Origin of the sequence: Streptomyces sp. CG 926, from assembly GCF_003148825.1 — a bacterium.
In the GTDB taxonomy this organism is placed as follows: Bacteria; Actinomycetota; Actinomycetes; order Streptomycetales; family Streptomycetaceae; genus Streptomyces.
In genome coordinates this window covers 1-22,636 of the sequence record NZ_QGGZ01000022.1, presented here as the reverse complement: position 1 = coordinate 22,636, position 22,636 = coordinate 1, and the positions used below count along the sequence as shown (strand labels likewise).

General features: G+C 70.0%; 22 protein-coding genes and 2 tRNA genes. 15 read left to right on the top strand and 9 right to left on the bottom strand.

Translation table 11 applies throughout. The annotated features are described in order from the left end of the window. Window positions 1–189 precede the first annotated feature (189 nt). The gene (locus tag BCL76_RS36600) at window positions 190–1,587 is read right to left on the bottom strand and encodes an amino acid permease (RefSeq protein ID WP_109783800.1); all 1,398 of its coding nucleotides are present in this window, start codon (window positions 1,585–1,587) and stop codon (window positions 190–192) included. Between the two features lie 285 nt (window positions 1,588–1,872). On the opposite strand from BCL76_RS36600, the gene BCL76_RS36595 reads away from it, so the two are divergent. Continuing rightward, entirely contained in the window at window positions 1,873–2,457 is a 585-nt protein-coding gene (locus tag BCL76_RS36595) for a biotin transporter BioY (RefSeq protein WP_109783798.1), read from the top strand. A gap of 75 nt (window positions 2,458–2,532) precedes the next feature. On the opposite strand, the gene BCL76_RS36590 is transcribed toward BCL76_RS36595, so the two are convergent. Then, window positions 2,533–3,966 carry an amino acid permease gene (locus tag BCL76_RS36590; protein ID WP_109783796.1) on the bottom strand — a complete coding sequence of 478 codons (1,434 nt, stop codon included), beginning with the start codon at window positions 3,964–3,966 and terminating at the stop codon, window positions 2,533–2,535. Window positions 3,967–4,184: 218 nt separating this feature from the next. On the opposite strand from BCL76_RS36590, the gene BCL76_RS36585 reads away from it, so the two are divergent. Together BCL76_RS36585 and BCL76_RS36580 are read left to right on the top strand one after the other, a co-directional pair. Beyond that, window positions 4,185–4,670, top strand: a complete 486-nt coding sequence (locus BCL76_RS36585) for a ribose-5-phosphate isomerase (RefSeq protein WP_030710811.1) — start codon at window positions 4,185–4,187, stop codon at window positions 4,668–4,670. Window positions 4,671–4,749: 79 nt separating this feature from the next. Continuing rightward, entirely contained in the window at window positions 4,750–5,559 is an 810-nt protein-coding gene (locus tag BCL76_RS36580) for an Fpg/Nei family DNA glycosylase (RefSeq protein ID WP_109783794.1), read from the top strand. 67 nt (window positions 5,560–5,626) lie between these two features. On the opposite strand, the gene BCL76_RS36575 is transcribed toward BCL76_RS36580, so the two are convergent. Continuing rightward, a complete protein-coding gene (locus BCL76_RS36575) occupies window positions 5,627–6,862 on the bottom strand; it encodes a GNAT family N-acetyltransferase (RefSeq protein ID WP_109783791.1) in 1,236 nt (411 codons plus the stop codon). A gap of 117 nt (window positions 6,863–6,979) precedes the next feature. Here BCL76_RS36575 and BCL76_RS36570 point away from each other — a divergent pair, with 117 nt between their 5' ends. After that, on the top strand, window positions 6,980–8,122 hold the full coding sequence (locus BCL76_RS36570; protein ID WP_109783789.1) for a PP2C family protein-serine/threonine phosphatase: 1,143 nt from the start codon (window positions 6,980–6,982) through the stop codon (window positions 8,120–8,122). A 115-nt stretch (window positions 8,123–8,237) separates the two neighbouring features. Next, window positions 8,238–9,128: an ABC transporter ATP-binding protein gene (locus BCL76_RS36565; protein WP_258310131.1), complete on the top strand. Its 891-nt coding sequence runs from the start codon at window positions 8,238–8,240 to the stop codon at window positions 9,126–9,128. Between the two features lie 3 nt (window positions 9,129–9,131). Here the strand turns inward: BCL76_RS36565 and BCL76_RS39330 are convergent, their stop codons facing one another. Beyond that, the gene (locus tag BCL76_RS39330) at window positions 9,132–9,539 is read right to left on the bottom strand and encodes a DUF4232 domain-containing protein (RefSeq protein ID WP_181382884.1); all 408 of its coding nucleotides are present in this window, start codon (window positions 9,537–9,539) and stop codon (window positions 9,132–9,134) included. Here BCL76_RS39330 and BCL76_RS39325 point away from each other — a divergent pair. The 4 genes from BCL76_RS39325 to BCL76_RS36545 all read left to right on the top strand — a co-directional run bounded on the left by BCL76_RS39325 (window position 9,520) and on the right by BCL76_RS36545 (window position 12,094). Beyond that, window positions 9,520–9,777, top strand: a complete 258-nt coding sequence (locus BCL76_RS39325; protein ID WP_181382883.1) for a hypothetical protein — start codon at window positions 9,520–9,522, stop codon at window positions 9,775–9,777. The two genes, BCL76_RS39330 and BCL76_RS39325, sit on opposite strands and share 20 nt — an antisense overlap. Before the next feature lie 75 nt (window positions 9,778–9,852). Further along, entirely contained in the window at window positions 9,853–11,271 is a 1,419-nt protein-coding gene (locus BCL76_RS36555; RefSeq protein WP_109783785.1) for a pyridoxal phosphate-dependent decarboxylase family protein, read from the top strand. Continuing rightward, on the top strand, window positions 11,268–11,723 hold the full coding sequence (locus tag BCL76_RS36550) for an HD domain-containing protein (protein WP_109783783.1): 456 nt from the start codon (window positions 11,268–11,270) through the stop codon (window positions 11,721–11,723). The genes BCL76_RS36555 and BCL76_RS36550 overlap by 4 nt, the downstream gene beginning before the upstream one ends. 176 nt (window positions 11,724–11,899) lie before the next feature. Further along, window positions 11,900–12,094 (top strand): membrane protein, encoded by a 195-nt coding sequence (locus tag BCL76_RS36545; protein WP_030008564.1) that lies wholly within the window; start codon window positions 11,900–11,902, stop codon window positions 12,092–12,094. A gap of 142 nt (window positions 12,095–12,236) precedes the next feature. Here BCL76_RS36545 and BCL76_RS36540 read toward each other — a convergent pair whose 3' ends face one another. From BCL76_RS36540 to BCL76_RS36525, 4 genes are all read right to left on the bottom strand, one after another. Then, on the bottom strand, window positions 12,237–12,698 hold the full coding sequence (locus tag BCL76_RS36540) for a hypothetical protein (RefSeq protein ID WP_109783781.1): 462 nt from the start codon (window positions 12,696–12,698) through the stop codon (window positions 12,237–12,239). A 128-nt stretch (window positions 12,699–12,826) separates the two neighbouring features. Then, a complete protein-coding gene (locus BCL76_RS36535) occupies window positions 12,827–13,288 on the bottom strand; it encodes a hypothetical protein (RefSeq protein ID WP_109783779.1) in 462 nt (153 codons plus the stop codon). Window positions 13,289–13,389: 101 nt separating this feature from the next. Continuing rightward, window positions 13,390–13,662, bottom strand: coding sequence for a hypothetical protein (locus BCL76_RS36530; RefSeq protein WP_109783777.1), 273 nt, complete (start codon window positions 13,660–13,662; stop codon window positions 13,390–13,392). Between the two features lie 195 nt (window positions 13,663–13,857). Beyond that, window positions 13,858–13,928, bottom strand: a tRNA-Gly gene (locus BCL76_RS36525). A 168-nt stretch (window positions 13,929–14,096) separates the two neighbouring features. Between BCL76_RS36525 and BCL76_RS36520 the strand changes: the two genes are divergently transcribed. The 5 genes from BCL76_RS36520 (at window position 14,097) to clpX (ending at window position 18,784) form a co-directional block, all read left to right on the top strand. Beyond that, window positions 14,097–14,173, top strand: a tRNA-Pro gene (locus BCL76_RS36520). Window positions 14,174–14,337: 164 nt separating this feature from the next. Continuing rightward, window positions 14,338–15,726, top strand: coding sequence for a trigger factor (gene tig / locus BCL76_RS36515; RefSeq protein WP_030757272.1), 1,389 nt, complete (start codon window positions 14,338–14,340; stop codon window positions 15,724–15,726). Between the two features lie 276 nt (window positions 15,727–16,002). After that, the gene (locus BCL76_RS36510) at window positions 16,003–16,620 is read left to right on the top strand and encodes an ATP-dependent Clp protease proteolytic subunit (protein WP_109783775.1); all 618 of its coding nucleotides are present in this window, start codon (window positions 16,003–16,005) and stop codon (window positions 16,618–16,620) included. Window positions 16,621–16,675: 55 nt separating this feature from the next. Further along, on the top strand, window positions 16,676–17,344 hold the full coding sequence (locus BCL76_RS36505; protein WP_033223992.1) for an ATP-dependent Clp protease proteolytic subunit: 669 nt from the start codon (window positions 16,676–16,678) through the stop codon (window positions 17,342–17,344). 153 nt (window positions 17,345–17,497) lie between these two features. Continuing rightward, the gene (gene clpX, locus BCL76_RS36500) at window positions 17,498–18,784 is read left to right on the top strand and encodes an ATP-dependent Clp protease ATP-binding subunit ClpX (protein WP_030026955.1); all 1,287 of its coding nucleotides are present in this window, start codon (window positions 17,498–17,500) and stop codon (window positions 18,782–18,784) included. Window positions 18,785–18,860: 76 nt separating this feature from the next. On the opposite strand, the gene BCL76_RS36495 is transcribed toward clpX, so the two are convergent. Then, window positions 18,861–19,796, bottom strand: a complete 936-nt coding sequence (locus BCL76_RS36495) for a hypothetical protein (RefSeq protein WP_109783772.1) — start codon at window positions 19,794–19,796, stop codon at window positions 18,861–18,863. Window positions 19,797–19,923: 127 nt separating this feature from the next. On the opposite strand from BCL76_RS36495, the gene BCL76_RS36490 reads away from it, so the two are divergent. Next, window positions 19,924–22,545 carry a valine--tRNA ligase gene (locus BCL76_RS36490; RefSeq protein ID WP_109783770.1) on the top strand — a complete coding sequence of 874 codons (2,622 nt, stop codon included), beginning with the start codon at window positions 19,924–19,926 and terminating at the stop codon, window positions 22,543–22,545. Window positions 22,546–22,636 lie beyond the last annotated feature (91 nt).

The window sequence follows — 22,636 nt, the reverse complement described above, 5'->3', positions numbered from 1 at the left end:
GTTGTGCGGCGGGACGTGATGAGGTGCGCCAGTCTGCCGAGTGTCCGATCAACGGACGTCTTGCGTCCGATATTCGGACATCCGGCTCACGGTTCGTGATCACCTCCGTACGCCGCCACGCCGGCCCGGGAGGAAAAGAACGAGGACCCCGGCGCCGTGGCGCCGGGGTCCTCCGCTCCGTCTCCCGCGTCAGGCCTTGCGGGCCCGCAGCTCCCGGATCCCCGCCACGGCCAGGACCAGCGCGGCCGCGCCCGTGGACCACAGCAGCTGCGGCCGCGCGGAATCGTCGAACAGCATCAGGACCAGCACCGCCGCCATCCCGAGCAGCGCCGCCCAGGTCGCGTACGGGAACAGCCACATCGGCAGGGTCAGCCGCTCGGGCATGTCCCGCTCGATCCGACGGCGCAGCTTCAGCTGCGAGACGGCGATCAGCGCCCACACGAACAGCAGCACCGCGCCGACCGCGTTGAGCATGTAGAGGAAGATCGTGTCCGGCCACAAGAGGTTGAGCACCACCGACACGAAGCCGAAGGCCACCGAGGCGAACACCGCCCGGCGCGGCACCCCGCCGCCCGAGACCTTCAGCAGCGCCTGCGGCGCCTCACGGCGCTCGGCCAGCGAGAAGACCATGCGGGAGGACCCGTAGAGGTTCGCGTTGAGGGCCGACAGCAGCGCCACGAACACCACGATGTTCATGATCTGCCCGGCCGCCGGGATGCCGATCGAGTCGAGGACCGCGACGTAGGGGCTCTCGCCCGGCTTCAGCGAGTTCCACGGCAGCAGCGTCACGATGACCACCATCGAGCCGACGTAGAAGAAGAGGATGCGCCACACCGCGCTGCGCACCGCCCGGGACACCGACCGCGCCGGGTCGTCCGACTCGGCGGCGGCGATGGTGACGACCTCCAGGCCGCCGAAGGCGAAGATGACGGCGAGCATGCCGGCGACCACGCCGCCGAAGCCCTCGGGGAAGAAACCGCCCTGGCCGGTGAGGTTGGCCATGCCGATCGGCTCCGTGTCCGGGAGCAGGCCGAAGACCGCGAGGGTGCCGAGGATCAGGAAGAGCACGATCGCGCCGACCTTGAGCGCCGCGAACCAGAACTCGAACTCGCCGAAGTTCTTCACGGCGGCCAGGTTGCTCACGGTGAAGGCCACCATGAACAGCAGGACCCACACCCACTGGTCGACCGCGGGCAGCCAGCCGTTCGCGATCTTCGCCGCGCCGGTGGCCTCCACGGCCAGCACCACGACCAGCAGGAACCAGTAGAGCCAGCCCGCCGAGAAACCGGCCCAGCGCCCGAGCGCGCGCTCCGCGTAGACGGAGAAGGAGCCCGAGGCGGGCATCGCGGCCGACATCTCGCCCAGCGCCCGCATCACCAGCATCGCGAGCACGCCCGCGAGCAGATAGGAGCAGATGATCGCGGGACCTGCGATGCCGATGCCGGCGCCGGAGCCGACGAAGAGCCCGGCGCCGATGACGCCGCCGAGGCCCAGCATGGTCAGGTGGCGCTGCTTGAGGCTGTGGCTGAGGGGTTCCGCGGGCAGGTCGCCCGTCGTGGGGGGTGCTTCTTCCAGGCGCTCGCGCATGAAGGGTGCTCGTACTCTCGTTCGGCCCAGCGGCGGTGGGGGCTCCGCGTCAGGTTTGGCGGGACCCTACAGTCTGGCTGAGTGGCGGTCGTCCGTGCAAAACGGACGCATTCTCTGATCTTCCTCGTGACGAGGATCACGTCGAGTCGCGGATGGTGGGCGGGGTTTGTGGTATCCCCACCAAAGTGGGGAGTGCTGCTTTGTTCCGGGTGACGGTGGGGCGGAGGGGGAGCGCGCACTAGCGTCGGTGATCGTCCCGCCACCCCCTTCCCGTGGAGCCTCCCGATGAGCACTGCCTCCGTCTCCCCCCGGCCCGGCGCCGTCCTCGCCGATCTGCTGCCCGCGAGCCGCGTCCGCGACATCGCGCTCGTCGTCGGCGGCGCCGCGCTCACCGGGCTGGCCGCCCAGATCGCGGTTCCCGTTCCCGGCTCCCCGGTCCCCGTCACCGGCCAGACCTTCGCCGCGCTGCTCGTCGGCAGCGCGTTCGGCGCCCGCCGCGGCTTCCTGTCGCTGGCGCTCTACGCATTCGTCGGCATGGCCGGGGTGCCGTGGTTCGCGGGTGGGACCTCCGGCGCGGGCGGCGCCTCCTTCGGCTACGTGCTCGGCATGCTGCTCGCCGCCACCGTCGTCGGCGCCCTGGCACGACGCGGCGGCGACCGCTCGGTGCTGCGCACCGCCGGCCTGATGGTGCTGGGGTCGGCCGTGATCTACGCGGTGGGCGTGCCGTACCTGATGGCCGCCACCGGGATGTCCCTCGGCGTGGCCGTCGCCAAGGGCCTGGTCCCGTTCCTGATCGGCGACGCCCTCAAGGCCGCGCTGGCCATGGGCGCGCTGCCGACCGCCTGGAAGCTGGTCGGCCGCCGCGGCTGAGCGGCCCCCGATACGCACCGGAGCCCGGCCCGCCTCGTGGAGGCGGGCCGGGCTCCGGCGTACGTGCACGTGCGATCAGCCCTGCAGGGCCTTCTTGCGGCGGACGTCCAGCACCACGCCGACGAGCACGACGATGCCGGCGACCAGGGTGGACAGGGTGACCACCTCGCGGTTGGCGTCGTCCACGAACATGTAGCCGATCACGAACATGATCAGGGCGGCGGTGGCCCAGGTCAGCCACGGGAAGAGCCACATCTTCACGGTCAGCTTCTCCGGGGCCTCGCGGACCAGGATCCCGCGCATCCGCAGCTGGGTGAAGCAGATCACCAGCCAGACGAAGAGCGCGATGGCGCCGGACGAGTTCAGGAGGAAGTTGAAGACCGTGTCCTTGAACGCGTAGTTGAAGTAGACGGCGACGAAGCCGAAGACCGTGGAGCCCAGGATCGCGGCAACCGGCACACCGCGGGAGTTGACCTTGGCGAACGCCTTGGGGGCGTCACCGCGCTCACCGAGCGAGAAGGCCATGCGGGAGGCGGTGTAGAGGCCCGAGTTCAGGCAGGACAGCACGGCGGTCAGGACGATGACCTCCATGATCGTGCCGGCGTGCGCGATGCCGATCGAGTCCAGGGCGGCGACGTACGAGCCCTTCTCGGTGATCGACTTGTCGTTCCACGGGAGCAGGGTCAGCACGATGAAGATCGAGCCGAGGTAGAAGACGCCGATCCGCCAGATGACGGAGTTGGTCGCCCGGGTGACCGCCTTGCGGGGGTTCTCCGACTCGCCGGCCGCCAGGGTGACGATCTCGCTGCCCATGAAGGAGAAGACGACCATCAGCACACCGGTGAGGACCGCGCCGTAGCCGTTGGGGAAGAACCCGCCGGCGTCGGTGAGGTGCGCGAAGCCCGCGCCAGGGTTGTCCGAGCCCGGCAGCACGCCGAAGACGGCCAGCATGCCGACGATCACGAACGCGCCGATGGCGACGACCTTGATGCCCGCGAACCAGAACTCGAACTCACCGTAGGAGGCGACCGAGCCGAGGTTGGTGGCGGTCAGGATCGCCATCACGATCAGGGCCCAGGCCCACTGCGGGACGGCCGGGATCCAGCTCTCCAGGATGGCGGCACCGGCGGTGGCCTCCACCGCGAGCACGACGACCCAGAAGAACCAGTAGAGCCAGCCGATGGAGAAGCCCGCCCAGCGGCCGAGCGCGCGGTCGGCGTAGGCCGAGAAGGAGCCCGAGTTCGGGCTGGCGGCGGCCATCTCGCCGAGCATGCGCATCACGAAGACGACCATCGCGCCGACGAGCGCGTAGGAGATCAGGATGGCGGGGCCGGCCTTGGCGATGCCGCCACCGGAACCGACGAAGAGGCCGGCGCCGATGACGCCGCCAATGGCGATCATGGACAGGTGGCGGTTCTTGAGACCGGCCTTCAGACCGTCGGAGGGCAGGCCGTCACCGGAGTTACCGGTGGGGCCGCCTTCTTTCTGAAGGGTCGTCGTGGAGCTCATGGACGGATCCTTAGGTTCTCGGGTTGCGAGCCCCGGCATTCAAACCTGAGATGAACGCAGGACGGAAGACCTCAATCCGGATCGTTGCCTTGGTGTGAACGTCCAGGACGCCGTCCCGCCCTGTCCCATCTGCGTTCTTTGGGTTTACTTGAGCTTTAGAAGTGACTTACGCGACACCCGCTGCGGGCCGGCGGGCCTCCTCGTGCCACACTCGTCCCATGCGCGTGTACCTCGGATCCGACCATGCCGGCTTTGAGCTCAAGAACCACCTGGTGGACTGGCTCAAGGACAACGGCCACGAGCCCGTCGACTGCGGGCCCCACATCTACGACGAGGTGGACGACTACCCGCCGTTCTGCCTGCGTGCCGCCGAGCGGACCGCCGCGGACGAGGGCAGCCTCGGCATCGTGATCGGCGGCTCCGGCAACGGCGAGCAGATCGCCGCCAACAAGGTCAAGGGCATCCGCGCCATCCTCGCGTGGAGCGTCCAGACCGCCGAGCTGGGCCGCGAGCACAACAACGCCAACGTCATCTCCGTCGGCGGCCGCATGCACACCCAGGACGAGGTCGTCAGCTTCATCGACACCTTCCTGAAGACCCCGTACTCCGGCGCGGAGCGGCACACCCGCCGCATCGACATGCTCACCGCCTACGAGCAGACCGGCGAGCTGCCCCCGATCCCGGCCCACCACCCGCAGGGCTGATCCCGCCGCAGGCCGTGCCGCCCGAGGACGGGTGGCACGGCTCTTTCATTGCCCGAAGCCTTCTCCGAGGAGCGCCGCCGTGCCCGAAGGGCATACGATCCACCGCCTCGCCGAGGACCACCTGATCCGCTTCGCCGGGTGGGAGGTCGCCGTCAGCAGCCCTCAGGGACGGTTCGCCGAGAGCGCGGCCCTGCTCGACGGCCGGATCCTGGACGGCGTCGACGCCCACGGCAAGCACCTCTTCCTCGGCTTCAAGGAGAACGGGTGGATCCACATCCACCTCGGACTCTTCGGCAAGTACGCGATCGGCCCCACGCCCGCCCCGCCGCCCACCGACACCGTCCGGCTGCGCCTGGCCAACGACGACCACTTCTCCGACCTGCGCGGCCCCACCACCTGCGCGTGGATCACCGACGAGGAGAAGGACGCGATAAGCGACCGGCTCGGCCCGGACCCCTTGCGCCGGGGCGACGACCCCGACCGCGCCTGGGCCCGCATCTCCCGCTCCCGCACCACCGTCGCCGCCCTGCTCATGGACCAGAAGGTCGTCGCGGGCGTCGGCAACGTCTACCGCGCCGAGGTCCTCTTCCGGCACGGCATCGACCCGTACCGCGCGGGCAAGGACCTCACCCGCGCCGAGTGGGACGCCATGTGGGCCGACCTGGCGGCCCTGATGCGCCAGGGTGTGCGCGACAACCGCATCGACACCGTCCGCGACGAGCACCTGCCCGAGGCGATGGGCCGGCCGCCGCGCGTCGACGACCACGGTGGCGAGGTGTACGTCTACCGGAGGGCGAACATGCCCTGCCACATCTGCGGAGGCGAGATCCGTACCGCGGACCTCGCCGCCCGCAACCTCTTCTGGTGCCCCGGCTGCCAGTCCCGCTGACACGGGACCGGCTCCGGTCCGGCCGGCGCGGGACAGGAGCCGCTCCTGTCCCGCCGACGCTCGTCGGTCAGAAGCCGTGCGGCAGCCAGGGCGCCACGTCCCCGGCGAAGGCCCGCGAGGCCTCCGTCAGCGCGCCCGGGCGCAGCTCCCGTACCAGGCCGGCCGCGGCCAGCGAGGTGAGGGTGATCCCGCCCAGGTACGCCGAGCCCAGCTCCCGCACCGACAGCTCCAGGTCCGCGGGCTCCGCGGTCCGGGTGCAGCGGGCCGCGCCCTCGGCGTCCACGACCAGCCGCCACCGCCCCTCGTTCCAGGGGCAGAACGCGTCCTCGACCTCGATCACCACGTCCGCCGGAGCCCCGTACGTCCGCGCCTCCAGCGCCGCCGCCAGGTCCACCAGCCGCAGGTGGAGCGAGTCGCGCACGGTCGGCTTCGACCGTCGGACGTCACTCACCAGGTGCAGCAGCGGGTCGTCCACCGGGCGCTTGGCGGCCCGCACGGTCCACGTCAGGTCGATGGAGAACAGGTAGCGCCACAGGGCCGCCGTCGCCGCCGGGTCCAGCGCGTCGAGGGCCTCGACCTGGACCGTGCCGTCCGAACCCGACGGGGTCCAGTCCGGCTTGACCCGGTAACGGGCGTACCCGATCACCTCGCCGTCCGCCCGCTCGGCCACGAGGCACTTCAGCGGGGAGGCCCCTCCCCGTTCCCCGGGCGGATCCGTGATCGTCATGCGCTCCCAGCCCGGCCGGCGGGCCGGCGCTCCCGGCCGCCGGGACACCAGCTCCGCGTACACCCGCTCGCAGTCGGGCAGCGACTTCTCCGGGTCGGCCAGTCGCAGTCGCACCTCGTCCGTCCCCGGCGGCACGGCGAGCCGGACACGCGTCGTGTCGATCTCCAGGGACAGGGAGTAGGTCGCGGTGCCGTACCCGAAGCGCCCGTAGATCGCCGGGTCCGAGGCCGTCAGCACGGCGAGCGGCTCACCGGCCGCCCGGAAGTCGTCCAACTGGCGCCGCATCAACGAGGTGAGGATTCCGCGCCGGCGGTGGGTCGGCGCGACTCCCACGAAGGTCACCGCGGCCGTCGGGACCAGCGCGGCACCCGGCACCGAGAGTCGGAAGCTGAAGGCCGACGCCGAGCCCACGCAGGTCTCGCCGTCCCAGGTTCCGAGCGAACGCCCCGGTTCTGTCAGGGTCCGCAGCAGCTCCCGGCCCTCCGGGGGCTCGGCCACGCCGCCGAACGCCAGTTCCAAATGATCGAACCAGACATCCCACTCGTCCTGTTGCAAAACGCGCATCTCAAGAGCCATCAGACCATCCTCACCCAGGAGTTCCGTCGTAGTCGAAGGGTTTTCCGACGTCGGCGGGACCCCGGTCCGGGGGTACCCCTGCGCATCCACAGCCAGGATGGATAGGGTCCCGAAGCAATGGCCGGAGCACGCGTGGAATCCCTCATGGCCCGGATGCGCATGCTGTCGCACCGGAGCCGCACAGCCCTGCGTAAATCAGCCGTCGACTACTTCCGAGGCGACGGCTCCGACTGGCTCGCCTTCGGCGGGCTGCTGCTCACCGTGCCCGCCATCGCCTGCGGCACGATCATGCTGCCGGTCTGGTTCTCGCCGTCGGCGCTCGTCCTGCCGATCGTCGCCGGCGGCCTGCTGCTGCGCCCCGCCAGCCTCCTCGGCCTCTACGCCGCCTCCGCGACCGCACTGATCGTCGAAGCCCTCGTGCTCGGCCCCTACACCCAAGGTCCGGCCCGCGTCACCCCCGGCACCGTGCTGGTGGTCGCGGCCTGCGGCTTCTTCGGCCTGGTCATCGCCCAGTTCCGCAGCCGCGTCGGCGTGCCCTGGCGGCGCGGCGGCACCATGCTCTTCGACCTGCGCGAACGCATCCGCGTGCAGAGCAAACTGCCCGCCCTGCCGCGCGGCTGGCACCGCGAGATGGCCCTGCGCCCGGCCGGCGGCCAGTCCTTCTCCGGCGACTTCGTCGTCGCGGCCCGCACCAACGGCGGCCGGACGCTGGAGATCGTCCTGACCGACGTCTCCGGCAAGGGCATGGAAGCCGGTTCCCGGGCCCTGCTGCTGTCCGGCGCCTTCGGCGGACTGCTCGGCGCGCTGCCCGCCCACGGCTTCCTGCCCGCCGCCAACGGCTACCTGCTCCGCCAGGACTGGGACGAGGGTTTCGCCACCTCCATCCACCTCGTCCTGGACCTGGAGACCGGCGACTACGAACTCCTCTCGGCCGGCCACCTCCCCGCCCTCCAACTCTCGGCGGGCACCGGCCGCTGGCAGGAGAAGTCCGGCGAGGGCCCGCTGCTCGGCGTCTACGACGGCGCCGAATTCACCCCCGCCGCCGGCAACCTGCGCCCCGGCGACGTCCTGATGCTCTTCACCGACGGGCTCGTCGAGACCTCGGACCGAGAGATCAGCGAGGGCATCGACCGCCTCACCGGCGAGGCCGACCGCTACGTCGCCGCCGGCTGGGACGGCGCGGCCTGGCACCTGATCGAGAAGGTCGCCAAGGACGTCAACGACGACCGCGCCCTGCTGCTCATCCGCCGCTCCGCCTGACCACGAGGTGGGGCCTGCCCCACCACCGGTCCGCCGGGCGGCCTCATGGCCGCCGCCCCACCATGATCCGTAGCGTCGGAGCCACGATCAGGACGGCGGCGAGAGGCGGCACACCATGGGGCTCCGACGGAGCGAGCGGCGACACCGGCACACCTCGCAGGAGCCGGGGGAGCGGTACGACACCAGCGCCGCCGTGGAGCTGCGCGGTGTACGGCGGGCCTACGGACGCGGGAGCTCCGCCGTGCACGCGCTGCGCGGGATCGACCTCAGCCTGCCGCGCGGCAGCTTCACCGCCGTCATGGGACCCTCCGGCTCCGGCAAATCCACCTTCCTGCAGTGCGCCGCCGGACTCGACCTCCCCACCGAGGGCTCCGTCCGGCTCGGCGGCACCGAGATCACCGCGATGAACGAGAACGAGCTCACCGAACTCCGCCGCAGCCGCCTCGGCTTCGTCTTCCAGGCCTTCAACCTGCTGCCGTCCCTCACCGTCGAGCAGAACGTACTGCTCCCCCTGCGGCTCGCCGGTGGCCGCCGCGCACACGAGGGCCGGACCCGCGCCGCCGAACTGCTCGCCCGCGTCGGCCTGGAGGGCAAGGGCGGCCGCCGCCCCGCCGAGCTGTCCGGCGGCCAGCAGCAGCGCGTGGCCATCGCCCGGGCCCTCGTCACCCGGCCCGACGTGGTCTTCGCCGACGAACCCACCGGCGCGCTCGACACCACCACCGCCGGGGAGGTCCTCGGGCTGCTCCGGGACGCCGTCGACGCCCTGCACGCCACCGTCGTCATGGTCACCCACGACCCGGCCGCAGCCGCCCATGCCGACCAGGTGCTCTTCCTCGCCGACGGTCTGATCGCGGACCGGCTGCCACGCGGCTCGGCCGCGGCCGTCGCGGCCCGGATGGCCACGCTCACCGGCCGGCGCGCACCGGCCCTCGCCGCCGCCGGTGCGGCGGATGCGGCGGATGCGGCCGGCGTGGCCGGTGGAGTCGGTGCCGTCGGCTTCGGCTGAGGCTCAGCGGACCAGCGGCTGCCACGGCCCGAGCCCCAGCTTCCCGGTGTTCCCGAGGTCCACCGGCTCGGAGAGCCGCAGCGACAGCCGGGGCGCGCCGGGCCGGGGCTCGACCTCCACGTTCCATGCCGTGGTGGCCACCACCGTGCCGTCGGTGACGAGGTTGCGCCACACGATCCCGAAGAAGGCCGCCTGCCCCGGGGCCAGCGCCACCCGCTGCGGTGCCGCGTCCAGGTTCGGCGTGCCCGTGGTGATGCCCGCCGACCCGTGTTCCACCGAGACCTCCACCGGCGCGTCGTGGTCGTCGCGCAGCGACAGCCGCGGGTAGCCCTCCAGCACGTAGGGCTGCGTACCGCAGTTGACCAGCTGGAAGCTCGCCACCCGCAGCCCCATGGCCGCGTCCCCGGTCATCTCGACGAGCCGGACCCCGCCCTCGGGGCAGGCATCCGCCGTGGCCGACGGCGAGGGCGGCGCGCTCCGGTCGGGCGCGAGCCTCGGCATCCCGCCCACCGCGGTCGGCGCGGGCGCCGCCCTCGGGGCCGGAGGCGTCGAGCACCCCGCCGTCCCCGTCAGCACGCCCGCCAGTACCCCCACCGTGACCAGGGCCGGTATCCGTCGCCTCGTCCGCCGCTTCGCGATCATCCGGTGAGCCTACGACGACACGCGGGCCAATCCCCATGGATTGGCCCGCCCCCTCGGCCCCGGCCGCGCCTACCGTGCCCCCATGGACCGCACGCTCGCCGCCGACCTCGCCCGCCTCCCCGAACTCCTCGACGCCACCCGCGCCGCGGCCGCCGACGCGCTCGCCACGCTGGACGCGCGGCCTGTCGTACCGCCAGCCGTCGTACCGCCAGCCGTCGTACCGCCCGTCGGGGAGCCGCCCGCCCCCGAAGGCCTTCCGGAGCACGGCACCGGCACGGACGCCGCGCTCGCCGCCTTCCGCGACCGCTGGGAGCCGCGGTTGTCGACCTCCGCGGGACCGCGCTACCTCGGCTTCGTCACGGGAGGCGCCACCCCGGCCGCCCTCGCCGGTGACTGGCTCACCGCCGTCCACGACCAGAACTCCAACTCCGCGCTCGACGGCGGCGGCCAGGACCTCGAACGCGAGACCGTCGGCTGGCTGCGGGATCTCTTCGGCCTGAGCGCCGCCCACTCCGGCACCTTCGTCTCCGGCGCCACCATGTCCAACACCACCGGCCTCGCCATCGCCCGCGAATGGCTCGGCGAACGCCTCGGCGTCTCGCCCGCCGAGGACGGCGCGGCGGCCCTCGGCCCGGTCCGCGTGCTCTCCGGCGCCCCGCACTCCTCGATCGGCAAGGCCCTCTCGGTCCTGGGCCTCGGCCGCAACTCCCTGGTCCGGGTGCCCACCCTGCCCGGCCGTGAAGCCGTCGACCCCGCCGCCCTGGAGCGGGCGCTGGCCGAGCGCCCCGGACCGGCCGTCGTCGTCGCCAACGCCGGCACCGTCAACACCGTCGACTTCGACGACCTCCGCGCGATCGAAGCCCTGCGCGAGCGCCACGACTTCTGGTTGCACACCGATGCCGCGTTCGGCGCCTTCGCCGCCCTCTCCCCGGAGCACGCCCACCTCGCGGACGGGCTGGACGCCTCCGACTCCGTCTGCGTCGACCTGCACAAGTGGCTCAACGTCCCCTACGACAGCGCCGTCCAGTTCACCCGCCGCCGCGATCTGCAGGCCCGCGTCTTCCAGAACTCCGCCGCCTACCTCGGCCCCCTCGGCGAGCACCCCGACCTCGTCCACCTCACCCCCGAGAACTCCCACCGGATGCGCGCCCTCGCCGCCTGGTTCACGCTCCGCGCGTACGGCCGCCAGGGCCACCGCGAGATCGTCGAACGCGACATCGCCTGCGCCCGCGCCCTGGGGGCCGCCGTGCAGGCGGACCCCGCCCTCACCCTCCTCGCCCCGGTCCGGCTGAACGTCGTCTGCTTCACCCTCGCCGAGGCCCCCACCCCGGAGCGCCTCGCCGCCCTGCGCGAGGCGGCGGCCGGCGAGGTGTTCGTCACTCCCACCGTCCACGAGGGAACCGCCGGCCTGCGTGCCGCGTTCTCCAACTGGCGTACCACGCAGGCGGACGTACGCCGGGCAGCGAAGGCCCTCGGCGCGGCGGCAAGGGAGATCGCATGACGGACAGCCCCCTGACTCTGATCGAGGTCGAGGCCCTGGCGCGCAGCGCGCACGAGGGCCAGACCGACAAGGCCGGCAGGCCCTACGCCGAACACCTCGCGGCCGTGGCCGAAGGCGTACGGCTGCGCGGCGGCACCGCCGAACAGCAGGCGGCGGCCTGGCTCCACGACGCCATCGAGGACGAGGCCCTCAGCCTCACCTGGCTGGATTCGGCTGCCCTCCCGCAGACGGTGAAGGAGATGGTCCTCGCGGTCACCAAGCGCCCCGGCGAACCGGTCGAGCGGTACGCGGCCCGCATCCTGGCCACCCCGGGCGCCCTGCTGATCAAGGAGGCGGACCTCGCGCACAACGCGGACCCCGTACGGCTCTCGGTGCTCGACGACCCCACGCGCGAGCGACTGTCCGTAAAGTATGCGAATATCCGTTCCCTCCTCGGCCTCCCCACCCCGTGACCCGTGCCTCGTGCCCGAAAAATTCCTGTCGTGCGAGGGGTTGGCGGAAACGGAACCACGGCTATTCGTCACGGGGCGTATAGCCGAGGCCCGTTGGTGGGAGGATGGTCCATGTGGGGGTGTGCATGGCCGTGCGCCCCGGGCCGACCAGGGGACGACCGAAGGTGTGATCAGTAGTGGCCATTTCGCTGTCAGTGGTGGTTCTGTTGGCGGTCATCCTGGTGGTGCTGATCCGCGGCAACCACATCAAGACGGGCCCCGCCATCGTCGCGGCGCTCTTCGGCTTCTTCCTCGCGTCCAGCTCGATCGCGGACGACGTGAACCGCTTCCTGAACTCCCTCGCGACGATGATCGCGAACATCAAGCTCTGACCTCGGACGCCTCGGCGACACACCGGTGGAGACCGGGAAGCTCGACGAAACCTCTGAGTAGTGCTGAAGGCGGGGACCGAGGGCCCGAGGACCGCCGGTGGAGGCCTCCATCGGGATCGGCGGTTCGTCCGATCCCGCCACCTCACTCGCTCGTCGGTGCCCACCGCGCCACGAGGTCCGCGCACACGATCCGCACGGTCGCCGTCGTGAGCCTGAGCTCGTGGGAGCAGCCCGCCTCGTGCGGCAGGACCTCGTCCAGCCGCACGCTGTTGTAGTCGGACAGCTCGACGTCGCCTCCGTCGTCAGCCGTGATCTCGATGAGGCGGACACCGCTGTAGCGGATCGCGAGCACCTCGTCCTGGCCGCCCGACCAGGCGAAACGGATCTCGCAGTGCTCCGGTGCCGCGTCCGCCGAAGGCAGGGCCAGGGGGCGGAGGTCCTTCACGCACCGCGGCGCCGAGAAGTCGTAGTGCTCGGGATCCGTGGCGAACGCACGGGCCCCGGGCGGGAGGGCCGGGGCGAGTTCGGGCAACTCGGCAAGGTAGGCGCGGGGGTTGTGCCCGTACGTCCCTCGTCCCTGCTGCTCGACGACCACGTATTTCACGTTGCCCCTTCCGTCGGTCGTCTGCGGTACTTGGGCGACGCGCCGACCGTACACGCACGACCGAACGGCGCCGCAGCAGACGAAACGACGAGACGGGGGCTCCGATGGAAGCGGCGGATCGCCGGCTCCTAGCGGCGTTGCCGGTACGGCTTGTAGATCGTCCGCGGCTCAGGGGGACGTGGCTGCCCCGGATCGAGCAGCGGCAGTTCGTACTCCGGCACGAGAAAGCTCCTGTACTCCTCCGGAGCGGAGGATTCGCCCCAGTACACGGCGCCGGCGACCACGAACCCGCCCAGCAGGCGCTCGCCGAGGACGAAGGCCCGCGCGTCGTACCAAGGGTCAGGCACCGCTTCGCGCAATTCCGCCTCTTCCTCGTCGGACGCGTCGCGGATGGTCAACGAGGGGTAGTGCGCCCGGACGGACAGGGCCCTGACGTTCTTGAAGAGCACTTCCAGCGTGGTGGAGAGGCCCCGCTCGTCGTTCTGGTGCCCTCTGAGCAGGAGTTGACTGTGCCCGATGATGTAGGTGACCAACCCGACAGGCCGCGCGAAGTCCACCGGCAGATGGGTCAGAACGACCTGTTCAGTCACTACTTGGCCTCCCTGACCCCTGAGAAGGGCTACGCCGACACCCCGGCGGCCCCCTTCCGAGGATACGAGCCGCCCACCCGGCAGGAGTCCGACCAGCGAGGTCAGGCGTCGTCGTCCTGGGACCGCTCCAGGGATTCCATGAGCGCGTTGTGGGAGGCGAGTTCCGCGGCCCGACAGGGCGCGGTGAGGAACATCTCCTGAGCCCCGCCGAGACTGCACCCGACCACCTGCCGGGTCACCAGGACCGCGTCCACCCCGTCACAGCCGATCGCTTTCAGGAACTGCTGCAGCACCCCACCGTCGTGGTGCTCCGCCCACACGGGCCGCGCACGCGCGGCCACCTCGGCGATGCGAGCCTCTCGCTCCGCGTCCACAGCGATACCCCTCTCTCCTTCGCCGACCGGCTCTCGGCGCCGTCAACCTGGCGGAGATCTCGCCGCTCCCCGTCCGTGGTCGGCGCGCCGACGAACTGCTGCGGCGGAGCCCCCGCCACGAGCCGACCGGAGCCCCGGGAACGACGAAGGACCAGGCTGAGGAAACATCCTCTGACCTGGCCCTTCGTGCTTCTGAGCGGGTGACGGGAATCGAACCCGCGTAGCTAGTTTGGAAGACTAGTGCTCTACCATTGAGCTACACCCGCAACGCGCGCGCCGCAGGTCCGGGGACCTTGGCACGGACAGCATCCTAGCGGGTCGCTCCCGGTGGGTGCACACCACATTCGACGTCGTGGCGAAGCTCCACCCGAAATACCTCGGGAAACCCCGCGCATCAGAGTGTCTCCAGGCATGTACCCTACGTGTCGCACCGACGGGGTGTGGCGCAGCTTGGTAGCGCGTCCGCTTTGGGAGCGGAAGGTCGTCGGTTCGAATCCGGCCACCCCGACCAGCAGCAGTGTCTCCACAAGATCGCGTTGTGGGCTGATTGCCGCTTGCGGTTACTATGCAAGCTGCGTGCCCGTGTGTCTGATGTACCGGGCCGAAGTCCGCCGAACCGCTGAATCACAGCGCGACGGCAGAATCCCCAGCAGTCAGCCACAAGGAGACCGAACCGTGAAGAGCGCCGTGGAGACCCTGAACCCGACTCGGGTTCGGCTCACTGTTGAGGTGCCCTTCGAGGAGCTCAAGGACAGCCTCGACGCGGCGTACAAGAAGATCAACCAGCAGGTCACGGTGAAGGGCTTCCGTAAGGGCAAGATCCCGGCCCGAGTCATCGACCAGCGCTTCGGCCGCGGTGCGGTGCTGGAGGAGGCCGTCAACGACGCGCTCCCGAAGTTCTACACCGAGGCCGTCAACGAGGCCGACCTGAACCCGCTGGGCCAGCCGGACGTGGACATCACCGAGCTCAAGGACGGCGAGGTCCTCGCCTTCACCGCCGAGGTCGACGTCCGTCCCGAGATCGAGATCCCGGACTACTCCGGCATCGAGGTCGAGGTCGACGCCATCGAGGTCTCCGACGAGGACGTCGAGAAGTCCGTCGAGCAGCTGCGCGGCCGCTTCGGGTCCACCAAGGACGTCGAGCGCGCCGCCGCCGAGGGTGACGTCGTCACCATCGACCTCGAGGCCAAGGTCGACGGCGAGGTGCTGCCCGACGGCGTCGCCTCCGACGTCTCCTACACCATCGGCTCGGGCGAGCTCCTCGAGGGCATCGACGAGGCCGTGACCGGCCTGGAGGCCGGCGGCGAGGCCACCTTCACCTCGCAGCTGAAGGGCGGCTCCGCCGAGGGCAAGGACGCCGAGGTCACCGTCAAGGTCACCAAGGTCTCCGCCAAGGAGCTCCCGGAGCTGGACGACGAGTTCGCGCAGATGGCGAGCGAGTTCGACACCCTCGAGGACCTCAAGGCGGACAGCCGCAAGCGCCTCGAGAACATGAAGCAGTACGACCAGGCCACGCAGGCCCAGGAGCGTGTCCTGGAGAAGCTGCTGGAGCTCGTCGAGGTCCCGATCCCCGAGAAGCTCCTCGCGGACGAGGTCCAGACCCGCAAGCACAACCTGGAGCACCACCAGCTCGGCCAGATGGGTCTGACCATCGAGAAGTACCTGGAGTTCCAGGGCAAGACGGTCGAGGAGTTCGACGCCGAGACCTCCGAGCAGGCGATCAAGGGCATCAAGACCCAGTTCGTCCTCGACGCGCTGGTCAACAAGGAGAAGCTGGGCGTCGACCAGGAGGAGCTCACCGAGCACCTCATGCGCCGCGCCGCTTCCTCCGGCATGTCCCCCGACCAGTTCGCCCAGGCCGTGGTCGAGGGTGGCCAGGTTCCGATGCTGGTCGGCGAGGTCGCCCGCGGCAAGGCCCTCGCGGTCGTCGTCGAGGCCTCCAAGGTCGTCGACACCAACGGTGAGGTCGTGGACCTGTCCGACGAGGACGAGGAGCAGGCCGCCGAGACCGTCGAGGCCGCCGTGGACGGCGACGACGAGGTCAAGGCCGACGAGGCCAAGTAACACCCCGGGCCCAGCCCACCGAGCAGTGCCCCGAAGGGCCCGGACACCGTCGTGTCCGGGCCCTTCGGCACAGGCCCCGTAAGGGCCTTGGAGCTTGCGCTCCGAGCGAACAGTTCGGGAAGCGGGATGGCGTTGTCCGACCTGCGCGTTAGGGTCCATGAATACGAGGGCACGTGAGTACCCGGGCGCCGGCGGAATCGTCCGCTCCGGCCGGACCGGACCCCAGAACGAGACGCTGAGACGGCACATGGCCGTCGGAGACGAGCAGGTGGATACGTGACGAATCTGAAGCCTTACGCCGCGGGTGAGCCGTCCATCGGTGGCGGCCTCGGCGACCATGTCTACAACCGGCTGCTCGGCGAGCGCATCATCTTCCTCGGCCAGCAGGTCGACGACGACATCGCCAACAAGATCACCGCGCAGCTCCTGCTCCTGGCCGCCGAGCCGGAGAAGGACATCTTCCTCTACATCAACAGCCCCGGTGGCTCCGTGACGGCCGGTATGGCCGTCTACGACACCATGCAGTTCATCCCGAACGACGTCGTCACCATCGGTATGGGTATGGCCGCGTCGATGGGGCAGTTCCTGCTCACCGGTGGCGCCAAGGGCAAGCGCTTCGCCCTGCCGAACACCGACATCCTGATGCACCAGGGCTCCGCCGGTATCGGTGGCACCGCGTCGGACATCAAGATCCAGGCCCAGTACCTGCTGCGCACCAAGCAGCGGATGGCCGAGATCACCGCGTTCCACTCGGGCCAGACGGTCGAGGCGATCATCCGTGACGGTGACCGTGACCGGTGGTTCACCGCCGAGGAGGCCAAGGACTACGGCCTCATCGACGAGATCATCTCGGCCGCGTCCAGCGCGCCGGGCGGCGGCGGCACCGGGGCCTGATCCAGGGTCCCACCGTCAGTACGCAGCAGCCGACAGCCCGCAGAACGCCACCAGGATGGTGAACACCCAGATGCAGAACAACTTCTCCGCGAGCGGCCTCTACACCGGCCCGCAGGTGGACAACCGCTACGTCATTCCGCGCTTCGTCGAGCGCACCTCGCAGGGCGTGCGCGAGTACGACCCGTACGCGAAGCTCTTCGAGGAGCGCGTCATCTTCCTCGGCGTGCAGATCGACGACGCGTCCGCCAACGACGTCATGGCGCAGCTGCTGTGCCTGGAGTCGATGGACCCGGACCGCGACATCTCCATCTACATCAACAGCCCCGGTGGCTCCTTCACCGCGCTGACGGCGATCTACGACACCATGCAGTTCGTGAAGCCGGACATCCAGACGGTCTGCATGGGCCAGGCGGCCTCCGCCGCCGCGGTCCTGCTGGCCGCCGGTACCCCCGGCAAGCGCATGGCCCTGCCGAACGCCCGCGTGCTGATCCACCAGCCCTCCGGTGGCACCGGCCGCGAGCAGCTCTCCGACCTGGAGATCGCGGCCAACGAGATCCTGCGCATGCGTGACCAGCTGGAGACCATGCTGGCCAAGCACTCGACGACGCCGATCGAGAAGATCCGCGACGACATCGAGCGCGACAAGATCCTCACGGCCGAGGACGCGCTCGCGTACGGGCTGATCGACCAGATCATCTCCACCCGTAAGAGCAGCAAGGCCTGATCCTTGCCACCAGTTGGCGTGAGCACGTCTCCGGACTCGGAGATGTGAACCACGTCAAGGGGGCCCCGCACGGGGCCCCCGGCAAGGTACCGTCGGATATGAGGCACCAGGAGCGCTGAACCAGGCGTCTCCCAGGCGAAGGGGAAGCACCTCGTGGCACGCATCGGTGACGGCGGCGATCTGCTCAAGTGCTCGTTCTGCGGAAAGAGCCAGAAGCAGGTGAAGAAGCTCATCGCAGGACCCGGTGTGTACATCTGCGACGAGTGCATCGACCTCTGCAACGAGATCATCGAAGAGGAGCTCGCGGAGACCTCCGAGGTCCGGTGGGAGGAACTCCCCAAGCCCCGTGAGATCTACGAGTTCCTGGAGAGCTACGTCGTCGGCCAGGAGCCGGCGAAGAAGGCTCTCTCGGTAGCGGTCTACAACCACTACAAGCGGGTACAGGCCGGCGAGAACGGCGGCGCGCAGGGCCGGGACGACGCGATCGAGCTCGCCAAGTCCAACATCCTGCTGCTGGGCCCCACGGGCTCGGGCAAGACGCTGCTGGCCCAGACGCTGGCCCGCATGCTGAACGTCCCCTTCGCCATCGCCGACGCGACGGCGCTGACGGAGGCCGGGTACGTCGGCGAGGACGTCGAGAACATCCTGCTGAAGCTGATCCAGGCCGCCGACTACGACGTCAAGAAGGCCGAGACCGGGATCATCTACATCGACGAGATCGACAAGGTGGCCCGCAAGAGCGAGAACCCGTCGATCACGCGCGACGTGAGCGGCGAGGGCGTGCAGCAGGCCCTCCTGAAGATCCTGGAAGGCACGACGGCCTCGGTGCCGCCGCAGGGCGGGCGCAAGCACCCGCACCAGGAGTTCATCCAGATCGACACGACGAACGTGCTCTTCATCGTGGGCGGCGCCTTCGCCGGCCTGGAGAAGATCATCGAGTCGCGCGCGGGCGCCAAGGGCATCGGCTTCGGGGCGACGATCCGCTCGAAGCGCGAGATCGAGGCCAGCGACCAGTTCCAGGAGGTCATGCCGGAGGACCTGGTGAAGTTCGGGATGATCCCCGAGTTCATCGGCCGCCTCCCCGTGCTGACCTCCGTGCACAACCTGGACCGCGAGGCCCTGCTCCAGATCCTGATCGAGCCGCGCAACGCGCTGGTGAAGCAGTATCAGCGGCTGTTCGAACTCGACGGCGTGGAGCTGGACTTCGAGCGCGAGGCGCTGGAGGCCATCGCGGACCAGGCGATCCTCCGCCAGACGGGCGCGCGCGGCCTGCGCGCCATCATGGAAGAGGTCCTGATGTCGGTGATGTACGAGGTCCCGTCCCGCAAGGACGTGGCCCGCGTGGTCATCACCGCGGACGTGGTCCGCTCCAACGTCAACCCGACGCTGGTCCCCCGGATCGTCCCGAAGGACCAGGGCCCGCACGAGAAGTCGGCGTAGCGGCACTCGGCAGCGAACAACACGCAGAAGGGGCGCCCCGGTCGGGGCGCCCCTTCTGCTTGTTCCGTGCGTGCCGCTACTTCTTGACGCGGGCGGTGTTGTAGAGCTTCGCGGCCAGGTCCGCGGTCTGCTCCAGGGTGTAGCCGGGCTTGCTCGCCATGATGGAGGCCACGTCGCTGGCGCTGACCATGGTCAGGGTGCTGTAGTCGCCCCAGATGCACATCGGGAGGGTGAACTCCTTGGGGCCCTTGCCCGAGGTGTCCTTGAGGACGAACTTCGCCTCCTGGCACTTCATCACGGCGCCCTTGAAGACGGCCGGCTTCATCGTCTTCGGGCTGCCGATCAGCTGGACGTCCGACTTGCCGTCCTTGGAAGCGTTCAGCTTGGCCATGGCGAAGTAGCCGTCCACAGCCTTCTCCGGGTCGGCGATCTCGCCGTAAAGTCCCTTGAAGTTGAGGCCCTTGGCCGTCAGCGGGTTCTTCGGGTCGCCTGCGGTGTAGGTCATGCCGACCTGGCTCGGGTTCTTGACGCCCGCTGCCGTGGCCTTCTGCTTGTCCTCGTCGGTGAAGGCCGGCTCCTTGTACGACGGGTCCTTCTTGAAGTCGTCCACCGACTCCGGGGCGACCAGCTTGTAGCCCTTGGTGTCCGCGGAGATGTCGCCGCCCGCGCCGCCGCCCACGAGGTACCAGCCGCCGCCCGCGATCACCGCCACCGCGACGATCACGCCGATGATCACGCCCGCCTTGGACTTCTTCGGGGGCTGCCCGCCGTACGGGGCCTGCTGCTGCGGGTAGCCGTAGGCCGGGGCCGGCGGCTGCTGGGGGTAGCCCTGCGGGGGGACGCCCGGCTGCTGCGGGTAGCCGTAGCCCGGCTGCGGCGCCGCGGGCTGCCCGTACGGGTTGGGCTGGGGGGCGGGCTGGCCGTACGGGCCCGGCGGCGGCGGGGGCTGCTGCCCGTACGGTCCCGGCTGCTGAGGCTGCTGTCCGTAGGGCCCTGGCTGGTTGTAGCTCATCCCGCGTCCCCCAATGAGGTTGCTTATCCGTTTCACACATCCTGACGGAAGGCGGGAGCGGGCAGGGCGCCGGGCCCCTGGATTACCGGTTTCATGACTGGACTGTTACCGCTCTAAACTGTGCCCCGTGACCGAGAACACGCAGACACCCAGCAGCCCCAACTCCGAACTGCCGACCACGTACGCGCCGGCCGAGGTAGAAGGGAAGCTCTACGAGCGCTGGGTAGAGCGCGGTTACTTCGAGGCCGACGCCAAGAGCGAGAAGCCTGCGTACACGATCGTCATCCCGCCGCCGAACGTCACCGGCTCCCTGCACCTGGGGCACGCCTTCCAGCACACGCTCATGGACGCCCTGACCCGCCGCAAGCGGATGCAGGGCTACGAGTCGCTGTGGCTGCCCGGTATGGACCACGCCGGTATCGCCACCCAGAACAAGGTCGAGCAGCAGCTCGCCGAGGAGGGCAAGTCCCGCCACGACCTGGGCCGCGAGGAGTTCACCGACCGGGTCTGGAAGTGGAAGGAAGAGTACGGCGGCAAGATCCTCGGCCAGATGCGCCGCCTCGGCGACGGCGTCGACTGGTCGCGTGAGCGCTTCACCATGGACGAGGGCCTGTCCAAGGCCGTCCAGACGATCTTCAAGCGGCTCTACGACGACGAGCTCATCTACCGCGCCGAGCGCATCATCAACTGGTGCCCGCGCTGCCTGACCGCCATCTCCGACATCGAGGTGGAGTACCAGGACGACGCCGGTGAGCTCGTCTCCATCCGCTACGGCGAGGGTGAGGACAGCCTGGTCGTCGCCACCACCCGCGCCGAGACGATGCTCGGTGACACCGCGGTCGCCGTCCACCCCGACGACGAGCGCTACGCCCACCTCATCGGCAAGCAGATCAAGCTGCCGCTGACCGACCGCACCATCCCGGTCGTCGCCGACACGCACGTCGACCCGGAGTTCGGCACCGGCGCCGTCAAGGTGACCCCGGCGCACGACCCGAACGACTTCGCGATCGGCCAGCGCCACGACCTGCAGTCGCTGACGGTCATGGACGAGCACGGTGTGATCACCGTCCACGGCCCCTTCCTCGGCCTGGACCGCTTCGAGGCCCGTTCGGCGATCGTCGGCGCGCTGCGCGAGCAGGGCCGCATCGTCGCCGAGAAGCGCCCGTACATGCACTCCGTCGGGCACTGCTCGCGCTGCAAGACCACGGTCGAGCCGCGCCTGTCGATGCAGTGGTGGGTCAAGGTCGGCCCGCTGGCGCAGGCCGCCGGTGACGCCGTCCGGGACGGCCGCGTCAAGATCCACCCCGAGGACATGTCGAAGCGCTACTTCGACTGGGTCGACAACATGCACGACTGGTGCATCTCGCGCCAGCTGTGGTGGGGCCACCGCATCCCGATCTGGTACGGCCCCGAGGGCCAGGTCGTCTGCGTCGGCCCCGACGAGCAGCCGCCCACCGGCGAGGGCTGGACGCAGGACGCCGACGTCCTGGACACCTGGTTCTCCTCCGGCCTCTGGCCCTTCTCCACCCTCGGCTGGCCGGAGCGGACCCCGGACCTGGAGAAGTTCTACGCCACCGACGTCCTGCTCACCGGCCACGACATCATCTTCTTCTGGGTCGCCCGGATGATGATGTTCGGCCTGTACGCCATGGACGGCGTGGCCCCGTTCCACACCATCGCGCTGACCGGTCTGGTCCGCGACGAGTTCGGCAAGAAGATGTCGAAGTCGAACCCGAATGCGGTCGACCCGCTGGACTGGATGGACAAGTACGGCTCCGACGCCGTCCGTTTCACCCTGGCCAAGGGTGCCAACCCGGGCGCGGACGTCCCGATCGGCGAGGACTGGGTCCAGGCGTCCAGCAAGTTCGCCAACAAGATCTGGAACGCCACCCGCTTCGCGCTGATGAACGGCGCCACGATCGAGGGCGAGCTGCCGCCGGTCGAGCGGCTGTCGGCCACCGACCGCTGGATCCTGTCCCGGCTGAACAAGACGGTCGCGCAGGTCGACGCGTACTACGAGGACTACCAGTTCTCGAAGCTCAGCGAGGCGCTCTACCACTTCGCGTGGGACGAGGTCTTCGACTGGTACGTCGAGCTGTCGAAGACGACCTTCTTCGCGGGCGGCGAGCAGGCCCAGGTCTCCGGCCGGGTCCTCGGCGAGGTCGTCGACGTCATGCTGCGCCTGCTGCACCCGATCGTCCCCTTCGTCACCGAGACGCTGTGGACCACGCTGACCGGCGGCGAGTCCCTCGTCATCGCCGACTGGCCGAAGGACAGCGGCTTCCGCGACGAGGCCGCCGAGGCGGAGATCGCCTCCGTCCAGTCGGTGATCACCGAGGTCCGTCGGTTCCGCAAGGAGCAGGGGCTGCAGGACGGCCAGAAGGTTCCGGCCCGCCTGGACCTGGGCGCCACCGCGCTGGGCGCGCACGAGGCCGCCATCCGGCAGCTGCTGCGCCTCCAGCCGGAGGGTGACTCCTTCAACGCCACCGCGACCCTCCCGGTCGCCGGCGGCACCGTCGCGCTCGACCTGTCGGGCACCATCGACGTGGCCGCCGAGCGCAAGCGTCTGACGAAGGACCTGGGCGCCGCGGAGAAGGAGAAGCAGCAGGCCGAGGCGAAGCTCGGGAACGAGGCGTTCATCGCCAAGGCCCCGGACAACGTCGTGGACAAGATCAAGGGCCGGCTCGCCAAGGCCGAGGCGGACATCGCCCGACTCCAGGCGCAGCTGGACGGCCTGCCGGCCGCCTAGGCCGTGTTTTAGAACTGGGGTCCGTGTCTCGCCCTGTGCCGTGATGATCTCGGTGTGGGGCGAGGGGATCTTTCAGATGAGCAGTGGGCGG

Bases quoted from the DNA above. Each gene is read 5' to 3' on its own strand.
- BCL76_RS36600 (WP_109783800.1), bottom strand. From the start codon at position 1,587: ATGCGCGAGCGCCTGGAAGAAGCACCCCCCACGACGGGCGACCTGCCC.
- BCL76_RS36595 (WP_109783798.1), top strand. From the start codon at position 1,873: ATGAGCACTGCCTCCGTCTCCCCCCGGCCCGGCGCCGTCCTCGCCGAT.
- BCL76_RS36590 (WP_109783796.1), bottom strand. From the start codon at position 3,966: ATGAGCTCCACGACGACCCTTCAGAAAGAAGGCGGCCCCACCGGTAAC.
- BCL76_RS36585 (WP_030710811.1), top strand. From the start codon at position 4,185: ATGCGCGTGTACCTCGGATCCGACCATGCCGGCTTTGAGCTCAAGAAC.
- BCL76_RS36575 (WP_109783791.1), bottom strand. From the start codon at position 6,862: ATGGCTCTTGAGATGCGCGTTTTGCAACAGGACGAGTGGGATGTCTGG.
- BCL76_RS36570 (WP_109783789.1), top strand. From the start codon at position 6,980: ATGGCCGGAGCACGCGTGGAATCCCTCATGGCCCGGATGCGCATGCTG.
- BCL76_RS36565 (WP_258310131.1), top strand. From the start codon at position 8,238: ATGGGGCTCCGACGGAGCGAGCGGCGACACCGGCACACCTCGCAGGAG.
- BCL76_RS39325 (WP_181382883.1), top strand. From the start codon at position 9,520: ATGGCCGCGTCCCCGGTCATCTCGACGAGCCGGACCCCGCCCTCGGGG.
- BCL76_RS39330 (WP_181382884.1), bottom strand. From the start codon at position 9,539: ATGACCGGGGACGCGGCCATGGGGCTGCGGGTGGCGAGCTTCCAGCTG.
- BCL76_RS36555 (WP_109783785.1), top strand. From the start codon at position 9,853: ATGGACCGCACGCTCGCCGCCGACCTCGCCCGCCTCCCCGAACTCCTC.
- BCL76_RS36550 (WP_109783783.1), top strand. From the start codon at position 11,268: ATGACGGACAGCCCCCTGACTCTGATCGAGGTCGAGGCCCTGGCGCGC.
- BCL76_RS36505 (WP_033223992.1), top strand. From the start codon at position 16,676: ATGGTGAACACCCAGATGCAGAACAACTTCTCCGCGAGCGGCCTCTAC.
- BCL76_RS36495 (WP_109783772.1), bottom strand. From the start codon at position 19,796: ATGAGCTACAACCAGCCAGGGCCCTACGGACAGCAGCCTCAGCAGCCG.